A 14,105-nucleotide genomic window follows, 5' to 3' on the forward strand; every position below is an offset into this window, starting at 1 on the left:
GTGTTCTAGTGAGTACAGGTCGACAATGGAAGAAGCTTTTACCTGTACCACATGCAAAGACGAAACGTCATCCGTATCTGGATTTACTATCATTGGGATTATTGAGAAGCAAGTAGGGAATGGGGTGCACGCATGAAGAGAGATCGACTTTTGGAAACAAAGATGGATTTCAATGACATCTTATGGATGACTTCCGGAGTAGCGGTCATCCTCCTTGTCATCATGATGGCCAGCTTTTTCATCATTTCTTAAAATATCGCATCCTGTGCGATATTTTTTTGCTCATTCATAAAGATAAAAAAGCACGGACCGTCATGATAGACGGTCCGTGCTTTTTTCCTTACCCTTTATAGTTTTCATCATACTCAAGGTAGATGACATGTGTCTCCAAATAGTCATGAAGTCCATGCTTCCCATCGGCACCGCCCAGTCCAGACTGTCCGCGTCCGGCGTGGTACCCATGTATGGCTTCGAAGTTTTCACGGTTGACGAATGTTTCACCGTAGTGAAGTTCATTGGCAGCCCTCATGACTTCATGCAGGTTTTCACTGAAGATGGAAGAGGATAATCCATATTCCGTATCGTTGGCCAATTCGATGACTTCATCAAAGTCGCTGTAGGTCATGATTGGGAGCACAGGGCCGAAGATTTCCTCCTGGATGATTTCCATATCCTGTTTCACGTCGACCAGGACAGTCGGCTCGAAGTAGAAGCCTTTTCCGTCAATTACCTTACCGCCTGTAAGAATACGGGCGCCTGCCTCAACGGCATTGTTCACCATTTCGGATACTTCTTCGATCCGGTCTTTGTTTACGAGGGGTCCGATGTCGCTGTCACGGCTTGTAGGGTCACCGACCGTTGTGTTTTTCATAGCTTCGGTGATCTTGGAAATGAATTCTTCCGCCACGCTTTCGTGTACGTAGACACGCTCTGCATTCGTACAAGCCTGTCCAGAGTTCGTGATCCGTGAGGTTTTGATGCGGTCGACGGCAAGGTCGATGTTGGCGTGCTTCGTCACGATGGCCGGTGCTTTACCGCCAAGCTCAAGGTTTACCTTCGTGATGGAATTGGCTGCGGCTTCCATGACTTTGGATCCAGCAGGATAGCTTCCTGTCATCGTCACGAGTCCGACCCGTGGATGACCGGCCATACGGTTTCCGATATCGGATCCTTTTCCGGTTACAAGGTTGAAGACACCTTTTGGAAGGCCGATTTCATCGACGATCTTGGCAAATTCACAGGCTGTATTCGGCGTGTACTGACTAGGTTTGAGTACGATAGTACAACCAGTTACGATGGCCGGTGCCACCTTCCTTGCAAGAATGAACATCGGGAAGTTCCAAGGGACGATCCCGGATACAACGCCGATCGGTTTTTTATAAACTAGGATGTTTTCGTTCGAACGCTCACTTTGGAGGATTTCGCCTTCATAGCGGAGGGCCCATCCTGCCATGTAGCGGAAGTAGTCGATCGCCGTATTGATTTCGTCTTCGGATGCTTTGACGGTTTTCCCGTTTTCCTCCGTCAGCATCTCGACGAAATGTTCTTTCCGTTCTTCCAATTTATCGGCCATCTTGTGGAGATAGGATGCACGTTCAGTGGACGGGACCTTTTCCCACGATAGGAATGCTTTATGAGCGGCGTCGATTGCCTGATCAACGTCTTCTTCAGTTCCTTTTGGGACTTTGGAAATGACTTCTTCCGTGGCAGGATTGATGACGTCTGATACTTCACCTGAAGAACTATCTACAAATTCACCATTAATGTATAGCTGATACTGTTTCATGAAGATCCTCCTCGTAAGTCTTTGAATATGCCTATACTATTCCCTTACACTGTCTGGAACTAAACATATGGATAGGTCGAATGGAGTGAAAAGATATGGTAGTATAATGAAAAAACAGGGGGAGAGGTAGGGATATGGCGATTCAAGGATTGAACCATTTTTTATTTTCTGTATCGGATTTGGATCAATCGATTGCTTTTTATCAAGAAGTATTTCATGCGGATCTTTTGGTGAAAGGAAGATCGACAGCCTACTTTGACTTGAATGGCATGTGGCTGGCACTGAATGAAGAAAAGGATATTCCGCGGCAGGATATTCACCACTCCTATACACACATCGCTTTTTCTGTTAAGGAAGAAGATATGGATACCATGTATGATCGTCTGGTAAAAAGCGGAGCGTGTATCCTTGGGGGAAGGGAGCGGGATTCCAGGGATAAGGAGTCGATCTATTTCACTGATCCCGATGGTCATAAGTTTGAATTTCATACAGGAACGTTAGAGGAACGGTTAAGCTATTACCGTGAAGAAAAGAAACATATGGAGTTTTATGATGATAGAAAAAAGCCATGATCGAGATGATCATGGCTTTCATTATTACTTGCCGGGTTCAGCTACTTTTACAAGCTGTTTACCGAGGTTTTTCCCTTCGAACAATCCGAGGAATGCTTCTGTTACGTTGTCCAATCCTTCGGTGATCGTTTCTTCGTATTGAAGTTTCCCTTCGCTCAGCCATTTGCCGAGGTCGGATGCTCCTTCTTTGAAACGATCGTTATAATCGTTCACAACGAATCCTTTCATAAGGGCGCTCGTTTTGATCAATCTTGACTGCACGCGCGGACCTAGGTCTTCTTCTGTTTTGTTGTAGGAAGAGATCGCTCCGCAAACGGGCACACGGGCATGTTTATTCAGGAGGCTGAGTGCAGCGTCTCCGATTTCCCCACCGACATTTTCAAAGTAAACGTCGATTCCATCGGGACAGGCGGCTTCGAGGGACTCTTGGATATTACTCGTTTTGTAGTTGATGGCTTCGTCAAATCCAAGGGTTTCTTTTAGATAGTTCACTTTCTCGTCAGATCCTGCAATCCCTACCACGCGGGCGCCTTTGATCTTTGCAATCTGACCAACTGCCGACCCAACTGCACCGGCAGCTCCGGATACAACAACGGTTTCCCCTTCTTTCGGTTGACCGATATCAAGAAGGCCAAAATAGGCGGTGAGACCTGTCATGCCCAAGATACTCAGGTGAGTTGAAATCGGTGCTACATCAGGATCGATGGCGCGCACGGCTTTCTCGCTTGCCAAGGAATATTCCTGCCAAGGAAGCATGCCGACGACAAAATCGCCTTTTTTGAAATGCTCGGATTGTGAGTCGACAACTTCACCTACGACGCCTCCGGCAAGGGCTTCATTCAATTTGAAAGGTTCTACATAGGACTTGGCATCTGACATGCGGCCACGCATATAAGGGTCGACTGAAAGATAAAGGGTCTTTACAAGAACCTGTCCTTGGTCGGGGCGAGGTACGTCAATTTCCTTATAGTGAAAATCCGATTCGACAGGTGTTCCATTTGGACGCGATACAAGTTGAATCTGTTTTTGCTTGTCTGGCAACATGGCTGATCCTCCTCTTCATTATTAAAAATCTAGTGTATGCAATAGGATGTTTTTCATGCAATTGACCCCTCAATTAAGGATCATGGATACCGTAACATAAATGGGAATCCCTAAACAAAGAATAAGACTTGAGAAAAAGCCGGTTTGAGTGATCAAACCGGCTCCTCGTTTATTCCTTGATGTTCTTCTGGATGTAGCTGATTGTTTTACGGAGTTCATTCGGATGCGGGCGGCCGAATGGACCGGTTTGTTTTTGTTGATAAAGGATTTCTCCCTTTTCATTCACCAGGAAGTAGGCCGGCTCACCGTGCTGTCCATGATCTTCATATGGAGCATCTTCTCCGTGATAAAATACATCGAATGCCTTGATGGCTTCCAATTTTTCATCTGATAGAATCGGGAAGGTGATATCTTCTTTATCGACCATTTCCTTCAGGTTATCAAGGGAGTCGCTGGAGATCCCGATGATATGGACGCTGTGCTTCTCGAAGTACTCCTTACCTGCCTGGAATTCACGAAGCTTTTCCTGGCAGACGGGACACCAGGATCCCCTGAAGAATACGATGAGGTGCCAGCTGTCATGTTCTTTTTGATGTTGTTTAAAACTGAATGTTTCACCTGCTACGGATGGAAGTTCAAAATCCGGTACTGTATCTTTTAATTGAAACGTTGCCATGATTACATTCCTCCTGTTTGGTTTACACGTTTTGCATGTTTCGTATCTACAGTCCTTATTTTTCCCGCTCTTATGAAGTTGAAACATAGAAGGAATGGGCGATGTGCTTGATGGGGGTATGTTAGTCTATGATTGAATAGTCCGAGAACCTTTGTGTTATAGGTTCCGGATAAGAAGGGGAGGGTAATATGGATAAAAATGAAATCAGGCATAAAGTATGGGGAAAGCTGACGGACGAAAAGCTGGGGCGATTCCCGTTTCCTCTGACAAATCGAATCCCGAATGTGAAGGGGGCAGAGAAGTCGGCCGCTCTTGTAAGGGAGTTGGATATCTATAAGCGTGCAGGCGTCATCAAGGTGAATCCCGATGCACCGCAGCTTCCTTTGAGGGCATCGGTCTTGAAGGATGGGAAAATCCTTTTGATCCCGACTCCCCGCTTGAAGGACGGGTTTGTGATGATCAGGCCAGAAGATGTTCCTGAAGGAGAAGCACGTAAGGCGGCAAGCATCAAACATATGAACGCGTATGGACGGGTCGTTCCTCTGTCCGGGATCCCAACCATTGATTTAATCGTTGTAGGGTCAGTAGCCATCCATAAAGACGGAAGGAGGTTGGGTAAGGGGGAAGGGTATGCCGATCGTGAATATGCGATCCTGAGGGAAATCGGAAACCCGGCAGTACCCGTCGTCACAACGATTCATAGTGCCCAGCTTGTGGATGATGACATCCCAAGAGATTCATTCGACCTGGCCGTCGACTATATTGTGACGGAAGAAGGGGTACTGGAGACGAATACACCTTATGAAAAGCCTGCTGGGATACAATGGGAACATGTGACAGACGAAGAGAAGGAGCTCATGCCGATCCTGAGAGAACTGGAACATCATCAATCCCGGGACCGCGAATAGCGGTTGCTTCCGGGCTTAGATTTCACCTCGTTCCAGGCAGCTATGGCATTGTCTCTGCTGTGACCGGTGTTGTGCGGGTCGTTGAAATAGTCCCGGATGAAGCGGTTATATTCAAACTGCGATGAGATGTCCCGTTCATAGGACGGGTCTTTTTTCCGTTTCTCCTCTTCATGCCAAGCTTGAACGGCATCCCGATAGGTCTTCCCGATGTTTGCCCTGAAGTAGTTTTGGATAAAGGTACTGAAATGGAAGTTCGGGATGACGGACTGGAAGAAGGACCGCACGTGCTGACTGCATCGATGTCCTTCCGGAATGATCGTATCAAGGGAGAGGGTCACCGGTTGAACGGCCTTTGGTCTGGTAGCCCGGGCAGGTTTCATCTTGATCCCGGTTTCAAGGAAATGACCGATGCGCGTGCTGATTTCTTCTTTGGATCCGGCTGCACTCATCCCTATGGATCTGCAGAACAGTTGGAGTTCTGATTTTAGCCAATAGTACTCTCTGAACTGGTTTGTTCGATAATTCAGGCCTCATGGTATTCCCTCCATATAGTGGTTTTATTCTTATAGTATAGAACGCTTGTTCTTTTATTGGAAGAAAAAAACACCCGCCCTCAGGCAGGTGTTCGGTCAATGGCTTAGTATCCGTCGACAACAAGATCCAGTTTTCCGGTTGCCGGGTCGATGACGAGTCCGTGGACAGGCGTTTTCTTGTCCATGAGCGGATGATTCTTGATCATATCAACACTATGGGCGACGCTTTCTTGAACGGAGTCAAAGCCCTTTAACCAGTCGTGTAGATCGATGCCGGAATAGTTGAGCGTTCCAAGCGTATCCTCGCTGATACCGCGTTCTTTCATCTTATCGACCATCTTATGGCTGTCGATTGCGCTCATGCCGCAGTCATGATGCCCGATGACGATGACTTCGTCTGCCTGGAGCTCATACACGGCAACAAGAAGGCTGCGCATGATACTTCCGAATGGATGTGTAAGGATGGCACCGGCATTCTTGACGATTTTCACATCGCCGTTTTTAATGTTCATGGATTTAGGGAGTAGTTCCACCAGACGTGTATCCATGCATGTGAGGATAACGAGCCGCTTATCCGGGAACTTGGTGGTACGGTACTGCTCATACGCTTTTTCTTCCACGAATTGTTCGTTGTAGTCGAGGATGGTGTTCAATAGAGTCATTGGTTCTTCTCCCTTTCGCTAATTAGTCAACTCCTGCTGAAGCAGGGTTTCAATCTCTTTTATTTTATCCATCACTTCTTGTCGATTCCAGTCCGATGTATTGGAAAGTTTTAAATAAAGGGAGGAAACCTTGGCAAGAGCTTCGTTTCCATTCGGATTTTTCCTTGGAAAAGGAGAGTTTCCCATCAAGTCAAATAGACCATTCATCTTGTCTGATACCTTTTGGTACTGATCATCCTTTGAGATGATGGCAACGTGATAATGCTGGTGATGATCAGAGAATCGATAATGGAGGTCGAATAAACCAAAGGCATTGTCCTTCTTCAAATTGAGCTCCATGGTACCGTCTGGGACCTTATGAATCATTCGGGCAAATTTCGGTGAACTCTCTTCCTCGACGATGGAAAGGAAATTTTCGCCGATATCAAGGAATTCGTAACCAGGGTTGGAGGCATCGATCACGTTGAACTTCCGATCGATCAACAGGTAAGGGATAGGGCATAGGTGCAGGTTTTCCACATGATCACTCCTAGATTAAGGGAGTATGGATGTCATTGCCCTCCTTACTGGTGTTGGAGGTAAGGTGACATGTGGGATAACATTCAGGGAGGCCCTTTTATGATTGGCAAAGCTCGTGGTGGAGGAGGTCAGCTTTCCAGTGACACGGATTGTTTCGAAAGGTCGGCAAGATGGCTGTTCAATTCATCCAGATCATTGAAGGTCATTACCTGTTCCTTCTCAAGGAAGTCCAATTTATATTGGGCAACAAGCCTTCCCCCTACTACTATATTAATCTTTTCATTTACTTTTCTAATCGATTCGATGCACGTTTTCAGTTTGCCCAGCTCAGTGGTCATCCCGATTGAAATCCCGACCATCTGCGGTTGCCAGGCTTCAATAAACGTGACGGCATCTTTGATGGGAACATTTGCCCCTAAGAAACGGGTGTTCCACTTATGTTCTTTGAAGATTTCATTTGCCAATTCGAGCCCGAGACTGTGCTGCTCCCCTTCAATGCAGAATAGGAGGGCCTTCGGCTGATCTTTCCCTGCTTTATGTTCATTCATCAGATAAGAGAGGAGATACTTCAAGGTGGCTGTGGCTAGATGCTCATCAGCGACAGTGATTTGATTCTTCTCCCACATTTCACCAATTCGATACATGGAAGGTTTGACGACCTTTTCATAAAAAGACAGGTGGTCCATCTTCGATTCGATGGCTGATGAGTGTAGTTCAAGCAATGAATGCACGTCCCCTTGCAGGATTGACTTCGTGAAAGTCTGGACTAGCTGATTCATCTTCATCACTCCTGAGATGGTGAAAAATACCTTACTCTATATTCCATAAATAAATTGAAAATCCTTCTTCTATCACACAATTGTACTAGTTGACTTTTTGAATGGATTTCCATTATGATAACGCTTGAACAACCAGTCGACAGGCCATGGGGCAAATGTGAATTTTACGCCTGAAACTATCATTCAAGCGTACCAAACATGTGGTGCATTTGCAATGGATACCGGTTCCATGCCTCGTACGACTGATAAGGAGGACGTTTCATGTCAGGCAGAAAAGATGAAGATCTTACAGACTTGTCCCTTTTAGGGAATCAAGGTACAAACTATCTATTCGAATATGCTCCGGAGATCCTGGAAGCATTCGATAATAAACATCCCAACCGGGACTACTTTGTAAAATTTAATTGCCCGGAATTCACTAGCCTTTGTCCGAAAACCGGTCAGCCGGATTTTGCCACCATCTATATCAGCTATATCCCTGGCGAGAAAATGGTGGAAAGCAAATCGCTTAAACTGTATCTGTTCAGCTTCCGTAACCATGGTGACTTCCATGAAGATTGCATGAACATCATCATGAATGATCTGATCGAGCTCATGGATCCACGTTACATCGAGGTCTGGGGCAAATTTACGCCACGTGGCGGTATTTCCATTGATCCTTACACCAACTACGGGAAACCGGGTACGAAATATGAGGAAATGGCGTTTCATCGCTTGATGAATCATGATATGTATCCTGAAACCATTGACAATCGTTGATGGTGAAGGCGATCCAATGCGATCGTCTTTTTTTATGTCTCCAGCTTGCTGAATCTAGTAAAATAGGAAGTGGCTCCCTGATAGGGGGAATAGAAATGCAGAAAAGAAGGGAAGCAATATGAAATCATATCGTGCATCATTATGCGTGCTCATCGGGGCAAGCAGCTATGGCATCCACGCCTCGGTTGTGAAGCTGGGTCTGGGAAAAGGCTACTCGGTCCCGGATATCACAGGACTTCAATATTTATTCGGCTTGGTGATGCTGTTCGCCGCCTTTTTATTCACACGCAAGGTGAAGATGACGGCCGGACAGGTAGCTGCGCTATTGGGGGTAGGGGTGTTTTTAAGTTTAACGGGGATCTTTTATGGCATGAGTCTGAGTCTCATCCCTGCTTCCATCGCCGTCGTCATGCTGTTTCAATTCACATGGATCGGAGTTCTGATCGAAGCCCTCTATATAAGGAAACTACCTTCAAAAAAGAAACTGGTTTCGGTGCTGTTTTTATGGATCGGTACGTTATTCGCCGGCGGCTTTGGTTCATCCCGGGGCTTCGACTGGACGGGTAACTCGCTTGGATTATTATATGGATTCGGTGCTGCCGTCACGTTTGCCCTGTTCATGTTTTTCAGCGGAAAGGCAGCGAGAAGTGTACCAACCTTCCAGAAAAGCATGATCATTTCATTGGGCGGCATACTGGTTGTGCTGGCGGTGTTTCAGCCTTCCTTCATTCAGCAGCCGTCCGAAGTCATGGAAATGGCGGATTTCGGCCTGCTTGTGGCCATATTCGGAAACATCCTTCCAGTTGTCTTCTTTGCCATTGGTACACCACATCTTGATTCGAGTATGTCGACGATCATGGGGGCAGCGGAGCTTCCTGCCGCCATCCTGGCCGCCATGTGGATCCTTCATGAGCAGGTGGCCGTCTTTCAATTTGCGGGGATCGCCCTGATTTTGGCAGGAATCATCATCCCACAAATACAGCCAGGACAAAAGAAAAGTTTTAGTTAAAGCCGCCGGATCGTTTCGCGGTTTTTCCTTTTTAAAACCCTTTCAATTGTCGCAATTATTAAACCTTATTTATTAAACCGGCTTCCCTTTACAAAGGGGTGCAAAGGGCTTTATAATGCGCGTTGTTCAACTTTTTAAAAGCACGGATAATTCATATAAAGGAGGTTGCGGAGATGCGGCAAAAGATTTTTTCATTCTTGATGATGAACGTCGGGGCATTACTGGTGGCGGTCAACGTTCATTTTTTCTTATCACCCAATGATTTAGCGACTGGAGGAGTGAGCGGTTTGTCGATTATCATGAATCACGTGTTCCCGGGTATGTCGCTGGGGCTATTCATGATTCTCATCAATCTGGTCCTGTTTGTAGTCGGTCTGATTTTCCTTGGCTTCAGCTTCGGAGCAAAAACAGTGTATGCGAGTTTCGCCCTGTCATTCTTTGTGTGGCTTCTTGAAACGGTTGCGCCGATCCATGCACCGCTATCAAATGATGTCCTTATCCAGCTCATCATCGGCCAATGCATCGCCGCAATCGGAATGGCAATCGTATTTCATCAGGACGCTTCCACCGGAGGAACCGATATCATCGCTATGATCCTGAACAAATACTTCAATATTGAAGTGGGGCGCGGCGTCCTGCTTTCGGATTTGACCATCGCACTTTCTTCGACGATCCTGTTCGGTCCACAGGTAGGGATGTACGCGTTCTTCGGGGTGATCCTGAATGGATTGGTGATTGACTATGTGCTTTCACAATTCAATACCAATAAGGAAGTGGTGATCATCAGCCGCCACAGCACGGAGATCAAGTCGTATATCGTCCATGAGCTTGGGAAGGGTGCAACGGTCCATACGGCAACAGGTGCCTTCACTTCTGATGAGAAGGAAGTCATTACCACGATCTTGGGACGCAAGGATTATTCCCGACTAAAGGGCTTCATCACGAAAACAGACAACAAGGCATTCATTACAGCCCATACAATGAATGAAATCCTTGGTCAAAACTTTAAACGTTTGGCATAAGCGAAAGCCTGAGGAGCGCTCCTCAGGCTTTTATAATATGTTCACTCCGCTTGCTTGAAGTTATTCTGGATGAAGGCTTCTTCCTCTTCCTTATTCATGATGCCGTAGGCTTCTCCTACTGTGCCGCCCTGGAGGGTCCAAAAGTAGTTATGATCCTTGTCGATGGTAGAAAAATCTTCTTTTTTCCACTTTTCAGCGATGTTTTGCAGTTCTTCTTTATGGTCGAAAGAAGAGGCTTGAATGGTTTCAAGAACGGGTTGGACCGTTTCCGGCATCATGGGAATGGCTCCCCATTTATCCTGGGAGCGGACCTTCTGGTGGGTCATTTTGTGCATGATGGCGACGATTTCCCTTTCTTCGGCATTTTCAGGGATTTTCAAGGTATACTCGATTCCCCCGATGGTGCCCGTCTGTTCCCTCACTTCTTCTTCTTTGGTTGCGTAAGGAGAGTCTTTATCCTCAGGTTTTTCAGCTTTTGCAGGATTAGCCTTTTCTTCAAAAGCTGATGCATTCTCAAATATCTTATAAGCCCCGAACCCCACAAAGGCGGCAAGCACTAGTGCAATAAGGGATATGGACAATATCTTTTTCATGTTCTGCCTCCTGATATGTTGGTTGGGTTGTGGTTGTTTGGGTGTTGTTTTGGGCGCTGTCCTGATCAATGGTAAAGGCCAGTTATAGAGAGGGAAATGGTTTTTCGATTCAATGGGTCACTATTCTAGTGGTTTGATCAGTCTATCATTACAATACAGCAGTTGCCGCTATATTTACACATTTTCTGAGTAAAAATATTCATTAATTGGAGATTTGATGTAATGAAAGTAAGTGGGCCTACTTGCGCTAATATCTTTTATAAGTGATGTAGCCTAAGAACAGGTAGACCACTCCAACGGATAACAATAATAGTTCTCCTTTTGTACCTAGTGCACCGAATGTAACAAAAAACATTGAAACAAAACCCATTCCCATCACAACCGAAAAACTATTATACAAAAATCTCCACATCTTTTTCCGTAGACCAAAGGTTCCGATTGACGTCACTATTCCTAGTAGCAAAATCAAAAGAAAGATGATCATATAGGACGGAGTATGTTCATGCGGCTTTTGATTAATCCCCCACGATTTGGATAATCCTTCTGCTAATAAAGCCAATACACCGAAGCCAATGGCTACGAGAATGGTTGCAAATCCTGCCGTTATCCCCACTACTTTGGTGATTCGGTATCCTTTCATTATTTCTCCTTAATGAAGTATGACGTTAGCATATGAATTGAACTGCGTTATGGGAGAGAGGGACTCGTTAGTCAATAATCCCTTTATGTTTCGCAATGTCAATAATCCCTTTATGTTTCGCAATGTCAATAAGTATTTCTTTTGCTTCTGTTCCTGTTCCGTTTATGTTCACTGCAAATATCCAAGTGTCTTTTTCTGTTTTTATAAAACCTACATACCAGCCAAGTTTCATATCTGAAAGTCTCGTTCCTGTTTTTCCGTGAAGGGTATACGTATCCTGTTCATCTTGTATCATCATTCTCTTTACAGTTTTCTGGGTTTTTTTTGAGAATGGAAGATCTTCCTCTACTAGCTCTTCCATAAAATCGACTTGCTCAACAGCTGAAATCTTTAACGAACTGTCAAGCCAGAATTCATCAATCCCCCCAGATATATCTCTGTTTCCATACCCTATAGCGTTAATATCTTCACTCATATTGATCTCCCCTATATCTCTTGCCATGTCCTGATAAAACCAAATAGCAGATTCTCTCATAGCAGAAGCCAATGAGTGATCTCGGTTCCAACTCTCGAACTGACGGGAAATTCCATCCCAGCGTTTCACTTCATACTCATCTCTAATCGCATTGTTTTCCAGACCGATAAGGGAGTGGGGTATTTTAAAAGTCGATTCAGGGGTTAACCTCTCTTGACTTCTTCTCTTATTATAAATATACTTTTTATCATTTTTTACATTCTTGAGAACTACCGTACCTTCCTTACCATTAAACAACCCACTAACATCTAGATTCTTTGTTTTCTCGATTTCTGCACCATGTGAGGGGGCTAAACCTGCAAAAACCATAAAGATTGCTAGAAAAAAGACGGTTACTACACGGTAGAACCTTTCACGAATTCCTTTTTTCATGTTGTTTTCCTCCATTCCGATTTTAATTGTCTAACCTTTCTGATAACTTATAATAAGAGATAAACTTGTTTAGTGAAAGTAGGAGAAAATGCCGTCTGTACCCATACAAGACAGAAGGGGTGAACTGCATATGGAAAAATTATACGAAGAAGTGATCAAGGAAATTGAACTCCTTATTAGAGACGGATATATCAAACCAGGGGATAAATTGCCTTCCATACGAACCCTATCGGAACGGTTCCAATGCAGTATCAATACGATAATTAAAGCTTACAGTGAAATGGAAAAAGCACATAGAATTTATTCTGTTCCTAAAAGCGGTTATTTTCTCGTTGGTGGCCGCCAAATAGAAGCTACCACCAATGATGGAATCATTGATTTTTCGTCTGCAGGGCCGGACAAATGGAATATGCCATATCGGGAGTATCAGCATTGCATGAACCAAGCCATCGAATTGTACAAGGAAGACATGTTTCAATACTCGGAACCGCTTGGTTTATCTGCACTAAGGTTTCAATTATCGAAGCAACTGCAAGAATTGCAAGTGTTTGCGCCGGTAGAAAGAATAGCTGTTGTGTCTGGATCCCAGCAGGCCCTTGATATTTTCGTTTCCCTTCCTTTTCCTAATGAAAAGACAGAAATTTGTATAGAACAACCAACCCATTTCAGTATGATTGAGTCAATTTTGACAAGGGGTATTAATGCAATTGGTATTGAAGTAACGGCACAAGGGATTGATCTAGACCTTTTGGAACACATTTTTAGGGAAAGACCCATTAAATTTTTCTACACCGTGTCCAGGTTTCAAAACCCTACAGGATTCAGTTATAGCAATAAAGAAAAGGAAAAAATCGTTAAACTAGCTCGAAAATACGATGTATACATCATTGAAGACGACTATATGGGGGATTTGGACACTAGGAAAAAAGCGGACCCGATATTTGCCTACGATCCATCTGGCAGAGTTCTGTACACCAAGAGTTTTTCGAAAGTGTTATTGCCAGGTTTAAGGCTTGGCGTAGCAGTCCTACCAGAAGCCCTTTTAGAACCTTTTACTAAAGCCAAATTTGCTGCAGATGTCCACACACCTGTTATCACTCAAGGAGCATTGGAGGTTTATCTACAAAGTGGAATGTATAAAGCTCACATAGAAGGGCTCAGGGAAATTTATAAGAGAAAAGGGAGTATCCTTAATCGGTCTTTCCGAGCCCACCTTCCACTAGGGGTTACCTTTACTGGCGCCAATTCAGGATTTTATTCGACCATTCAATTACCATTAAAATCAAAAGCAGAACATCTGGTAAATGCCCTTAAAAAGAAAAACATTTTAGTTCAAAATGCAACTGGGATGTACCTGCCACGCTATAAAAAAGAAAATGTTATTAGACTGAGTGTCTCCCAGATAGAAGATAAAAAAATTGAAGAAGGCATTAGAAGAATTGGGATGGAGATAGATAAGCACATCCGTTCAGACAAAAAGTTCAGCCGTTAGGAACATGTATGAACAGGAGGAGTTTGTATATAAAACTGGTGCATTTGTTTTTAAGACTGCGGTTAGATCTTTGAGAAACCAATACTACCCTGGTTTTAAACTCGGTTGATAGTTCCCCTCGCTTTTCAGCAAAACCGAAAGCCCAGAAGAAAGGGAAAATCGTGCACTTATAAAATGGTTGCCATATCATTCTGAATTGCCTTA

16 protein-coding genes are annotated in these 14,105 nt (G+C 44.6%); 6 read left to right on the forward strand and 10 right to left on the reverse strand.

Annotated features, from left to right (window positions below; all coding sequences use genetic code 11):
* Positions 1 to 340: 340 nt before the first annotated feature.
* Positions 341 to 1,786 (reverse strand): aldehyde dehydrogenase, encoded by a 1,446-nt coding sequence (gene aldA, locus ABJ225_RS18155; RefSeq protein WP_079514748.1) that lies wholly within the window; start codon positions 1,784 to 1,786, stop codon positions 341 to 343.
* A gap of 134 nt (positions 1,787 to 1,920) precedes the next feature.
* Between aldA and fosB the strand changes: the two genes are divergently transcribed.
* Positions 1,921 to 2,358 carry a metallothiol transferase FosB gene (gene fosB, locus ABJ225_RS18160; RefSeq protein ID WP_079514749.1) on the forward strand — a complete coding sequence of 146 codons (438 nt, stop codon included), beginning with the start codon at positions 1,921 to 1,923 and terminating at the stop codon, positions 2,356 to 2,358.
* A 24-nt stretch (positions 2,359 to 2,382) separates the two neighbouring features.
* Here the strand turns inward: fosB and ABJ225_RS18165 are convergent, their stop codons facing one another.
* Positions 2,383 to 3,402, reverse strand: coding sequence for an NADP-dependent oxidoreductase (locus ABJ225_RS18165; RefSeq protein WP_373921159.1), 1,020 nt, complete (start codon positions 3,400 to 3,402; stop codon positions 2,383 to 2,385).
* A gap of 169 nt (positions 3,403 to 3,571) precedes the next feature.
* On the reverse strand, positions 3,572 to 4,078 hold the full coding sequence (locus tag ABJ225_RS18170; RefSeq protein ID WP_347321272.1) for a peroxiredoxin family protein: 507 nt from the start codon (positions 4,076 to 4,078) through the stop codon (positions 3,572 to 3,574).
* Between the two features lie 188 nt (positions 4,079 to 4,266).
* Here ABJ225_RS18170 and ABJ225_RS18175 point away from each other — a divergent pair, with 188 nt between their 5' ends.
* A complete protein-coding gene (locus ABJ225_RS18175; RefSeq protein ID WP_079514750.1) occupies positions 4,267 to 4,986 on the forward strand; it encodes a 5-formyltetrahydrofolate cyclo-ligase in 720 nt (239 codons plus the stop codon).
* Here the strand turns inward: ABJ225_RS18175 and ABJ225_RS18180 are convergent.
* The 4 genes from ABJ225_RS18180 to ABJ225_RS18195 all read right to left on the reverse strand — a co-directional run bounded on the left by ABJ225_RS18180 (position 4,965) and on the right by ABJ225_RS18195 (position 7,479).
* On the reverse strand, positions 4,965 to 5,435 hold the full coding sequence (locus tag ABJ225_RS18180; RefSeq protein WP_347321273.1) for a DUF6434 domain-containing protein: 471 nt from the start codon (positions 5,433 to 5,435) through the stop codon (positions 4,965 to 4,967). The two genes, ABJ225_RS18175 and ABJ225_RS18180, sit on opposite strands and share 22 nt — an antisense overlap.
* 188 nt (positions 5,436 to 5,623) lie before the next feature.
* Positions 5,624 to 6,181 (reverse strand): beta-class carbonic anhydrase, encoded by a 558-nt coding sequence (locus tag ABJ225_RS18185; RefSeq protein ID WP_048006790.1) that lies wholly within the window; start codon positions 6,179 to 6,181, stop codon positions 5,624 to 5,626.
* Positions 6,182 to 6,199: 18 nt separating this feature from the next.
* The gene (locus tag ABJ225_RS18190; RefSeq protein ID WP_048006791.1) at positions 6,200 to 6,700 is read right to left on the reverse strand and encodes a hypothetical protein; all 501 of its coding nucleotides are present in this window, start codon (positions 6,698 to 6,700) and stop codon (positions 6,200 to 6,202) included.
* Positions 6,701 to 6,828: 128 nt separating this feature from the next.
* Positions 6,829 to 7,479 (reverse strand): cobalamin B12-binding domain-containing protein, encoded by a 651-nt coding sequence (locus tag ABJ225_RS18195; RefSeq protein ID WP_053071995.1) that lies wholly within the window; start codon positions 7,477 to 7,479, stop codon positions 6,829 to 6,831.
* Positions 7,480 to 7,740: 261 nt separating this feature from the next.
* Here ABJ225_RS18195 and queF point away from each other — a divergent pair, with 261 nt between their 5' ends.
* The 3 genes from queF (at position 7,741) to ABJ225_RS18210 (ending at position 10,269) form a co-directional block, all read left to right on the forward strand.
* Positions 7,741 to 8,238 carry a preQ(1) synthase gene (queF, locus tag ABJ225_RS18200; RefSeq protein ID WP_048006792.1) on the forward strand — a complete coding sequence of 166 codons (498 nt, stop codon included), beginning with the start codon at positions 7,741 to 7,743 and terminating at the stop codon, positions 8,236 to 8,238.
* 118 nt (positions 8,239 to 8,356) lie between these two features.
* Positions 8,357 to 9,247, forward strand: coding sequence for an EamA family transporter (locus ABJ225_RS18205; protein ID WP_347321274.1), 891 nt, complete (start codon positions 8,357 to 8,359; stop codon positions 9,245 to 9,247).
* Between the two features lie 173 nt (positions 9,248 to 9,420).
* Positions 9,421 to 10,269, forward strand: coding sequence for a YitT family protein (locus ABJ225_RS18210; RefSeq protein ID WP_347321275.1), 849 nt, complete (start codon positions 9,421 to 9,423; stop codon positions 10,267 to 10,269).
* A gap of 41 nt (positions 10,270 to 10,310) precedes the next feature.
* Here ABJ225_RS18210 and ABJ225_RS18215 read toward each other — a convergent pair whose 3' ends face one another.
* The 3 genes from ABJ225_RS18215 to blaOXA form a co-directional block, all read right to left on the reverse strand.
* A complete protein-coding gene (locus tag ABJ225_RS18215; protein WP_218245121.1) occupies positions 10,311 to 10,862 on the reverse strand; it encodes a DUF6241 domain-containing protein in 552 nt (183 codons plus the stop codon).
* Between the two features lie 247 nt (positions 10,863 to 11,109).
* Positions 11,110 to 11,502, reverse strand: a complete 393-nt coding sequence (locus tag ABJ225_RS18220) for a hypothetical protein (RefSeq protein ID WP_347321276.1) — start codon at positions 11,500 to 11,502, stop codon at positions 11,110 to 11,112.
* Positions 11,503 to 11,569: 67 nt separating this feature from the next.
* Positions 11,570 to 12,409 (reverse strand): class D beta-lactamase, encoded by an 840-nt coding sequence (gene blaOXA, locus ABJ225_RS18225; protein ID WP_481900640.1) that lies wholly within the window; start codon positions 12,407 to 12,409, stop codon positions 11,570 to 11,572.
* 130 nt (positions 12,410 to 12,539) lie between these two features.
* Here blaOXA and ABJ225_RS18230 point away from each other — a divergent pair, with 130 nt between their 5' ends.
* Positions 12,540 to 13,901, forward strand: coding sequence for an aminotransferase-like domain-containing protein (locus ABJ225_RS18230; RefSeq protein ID WP_347321277.1), 1,362 nt, complete (start codon positions 12,540 to 12,542; stop codon positions 13,899 to 13,901).
* The last annotated feature ends 204 nt before the right edge of the window (positions 13,902 to 14,105 follow it).

Source organism: Rossellomorea sp. RS05 (assembly GCF_039822645.1).
Classification (GTDB): Bacteria; Bacillota; Bacilli; order Bacillales; family Bacillaceae_B; genus Rossellomorea; species Rossellomorea marisflavi_B.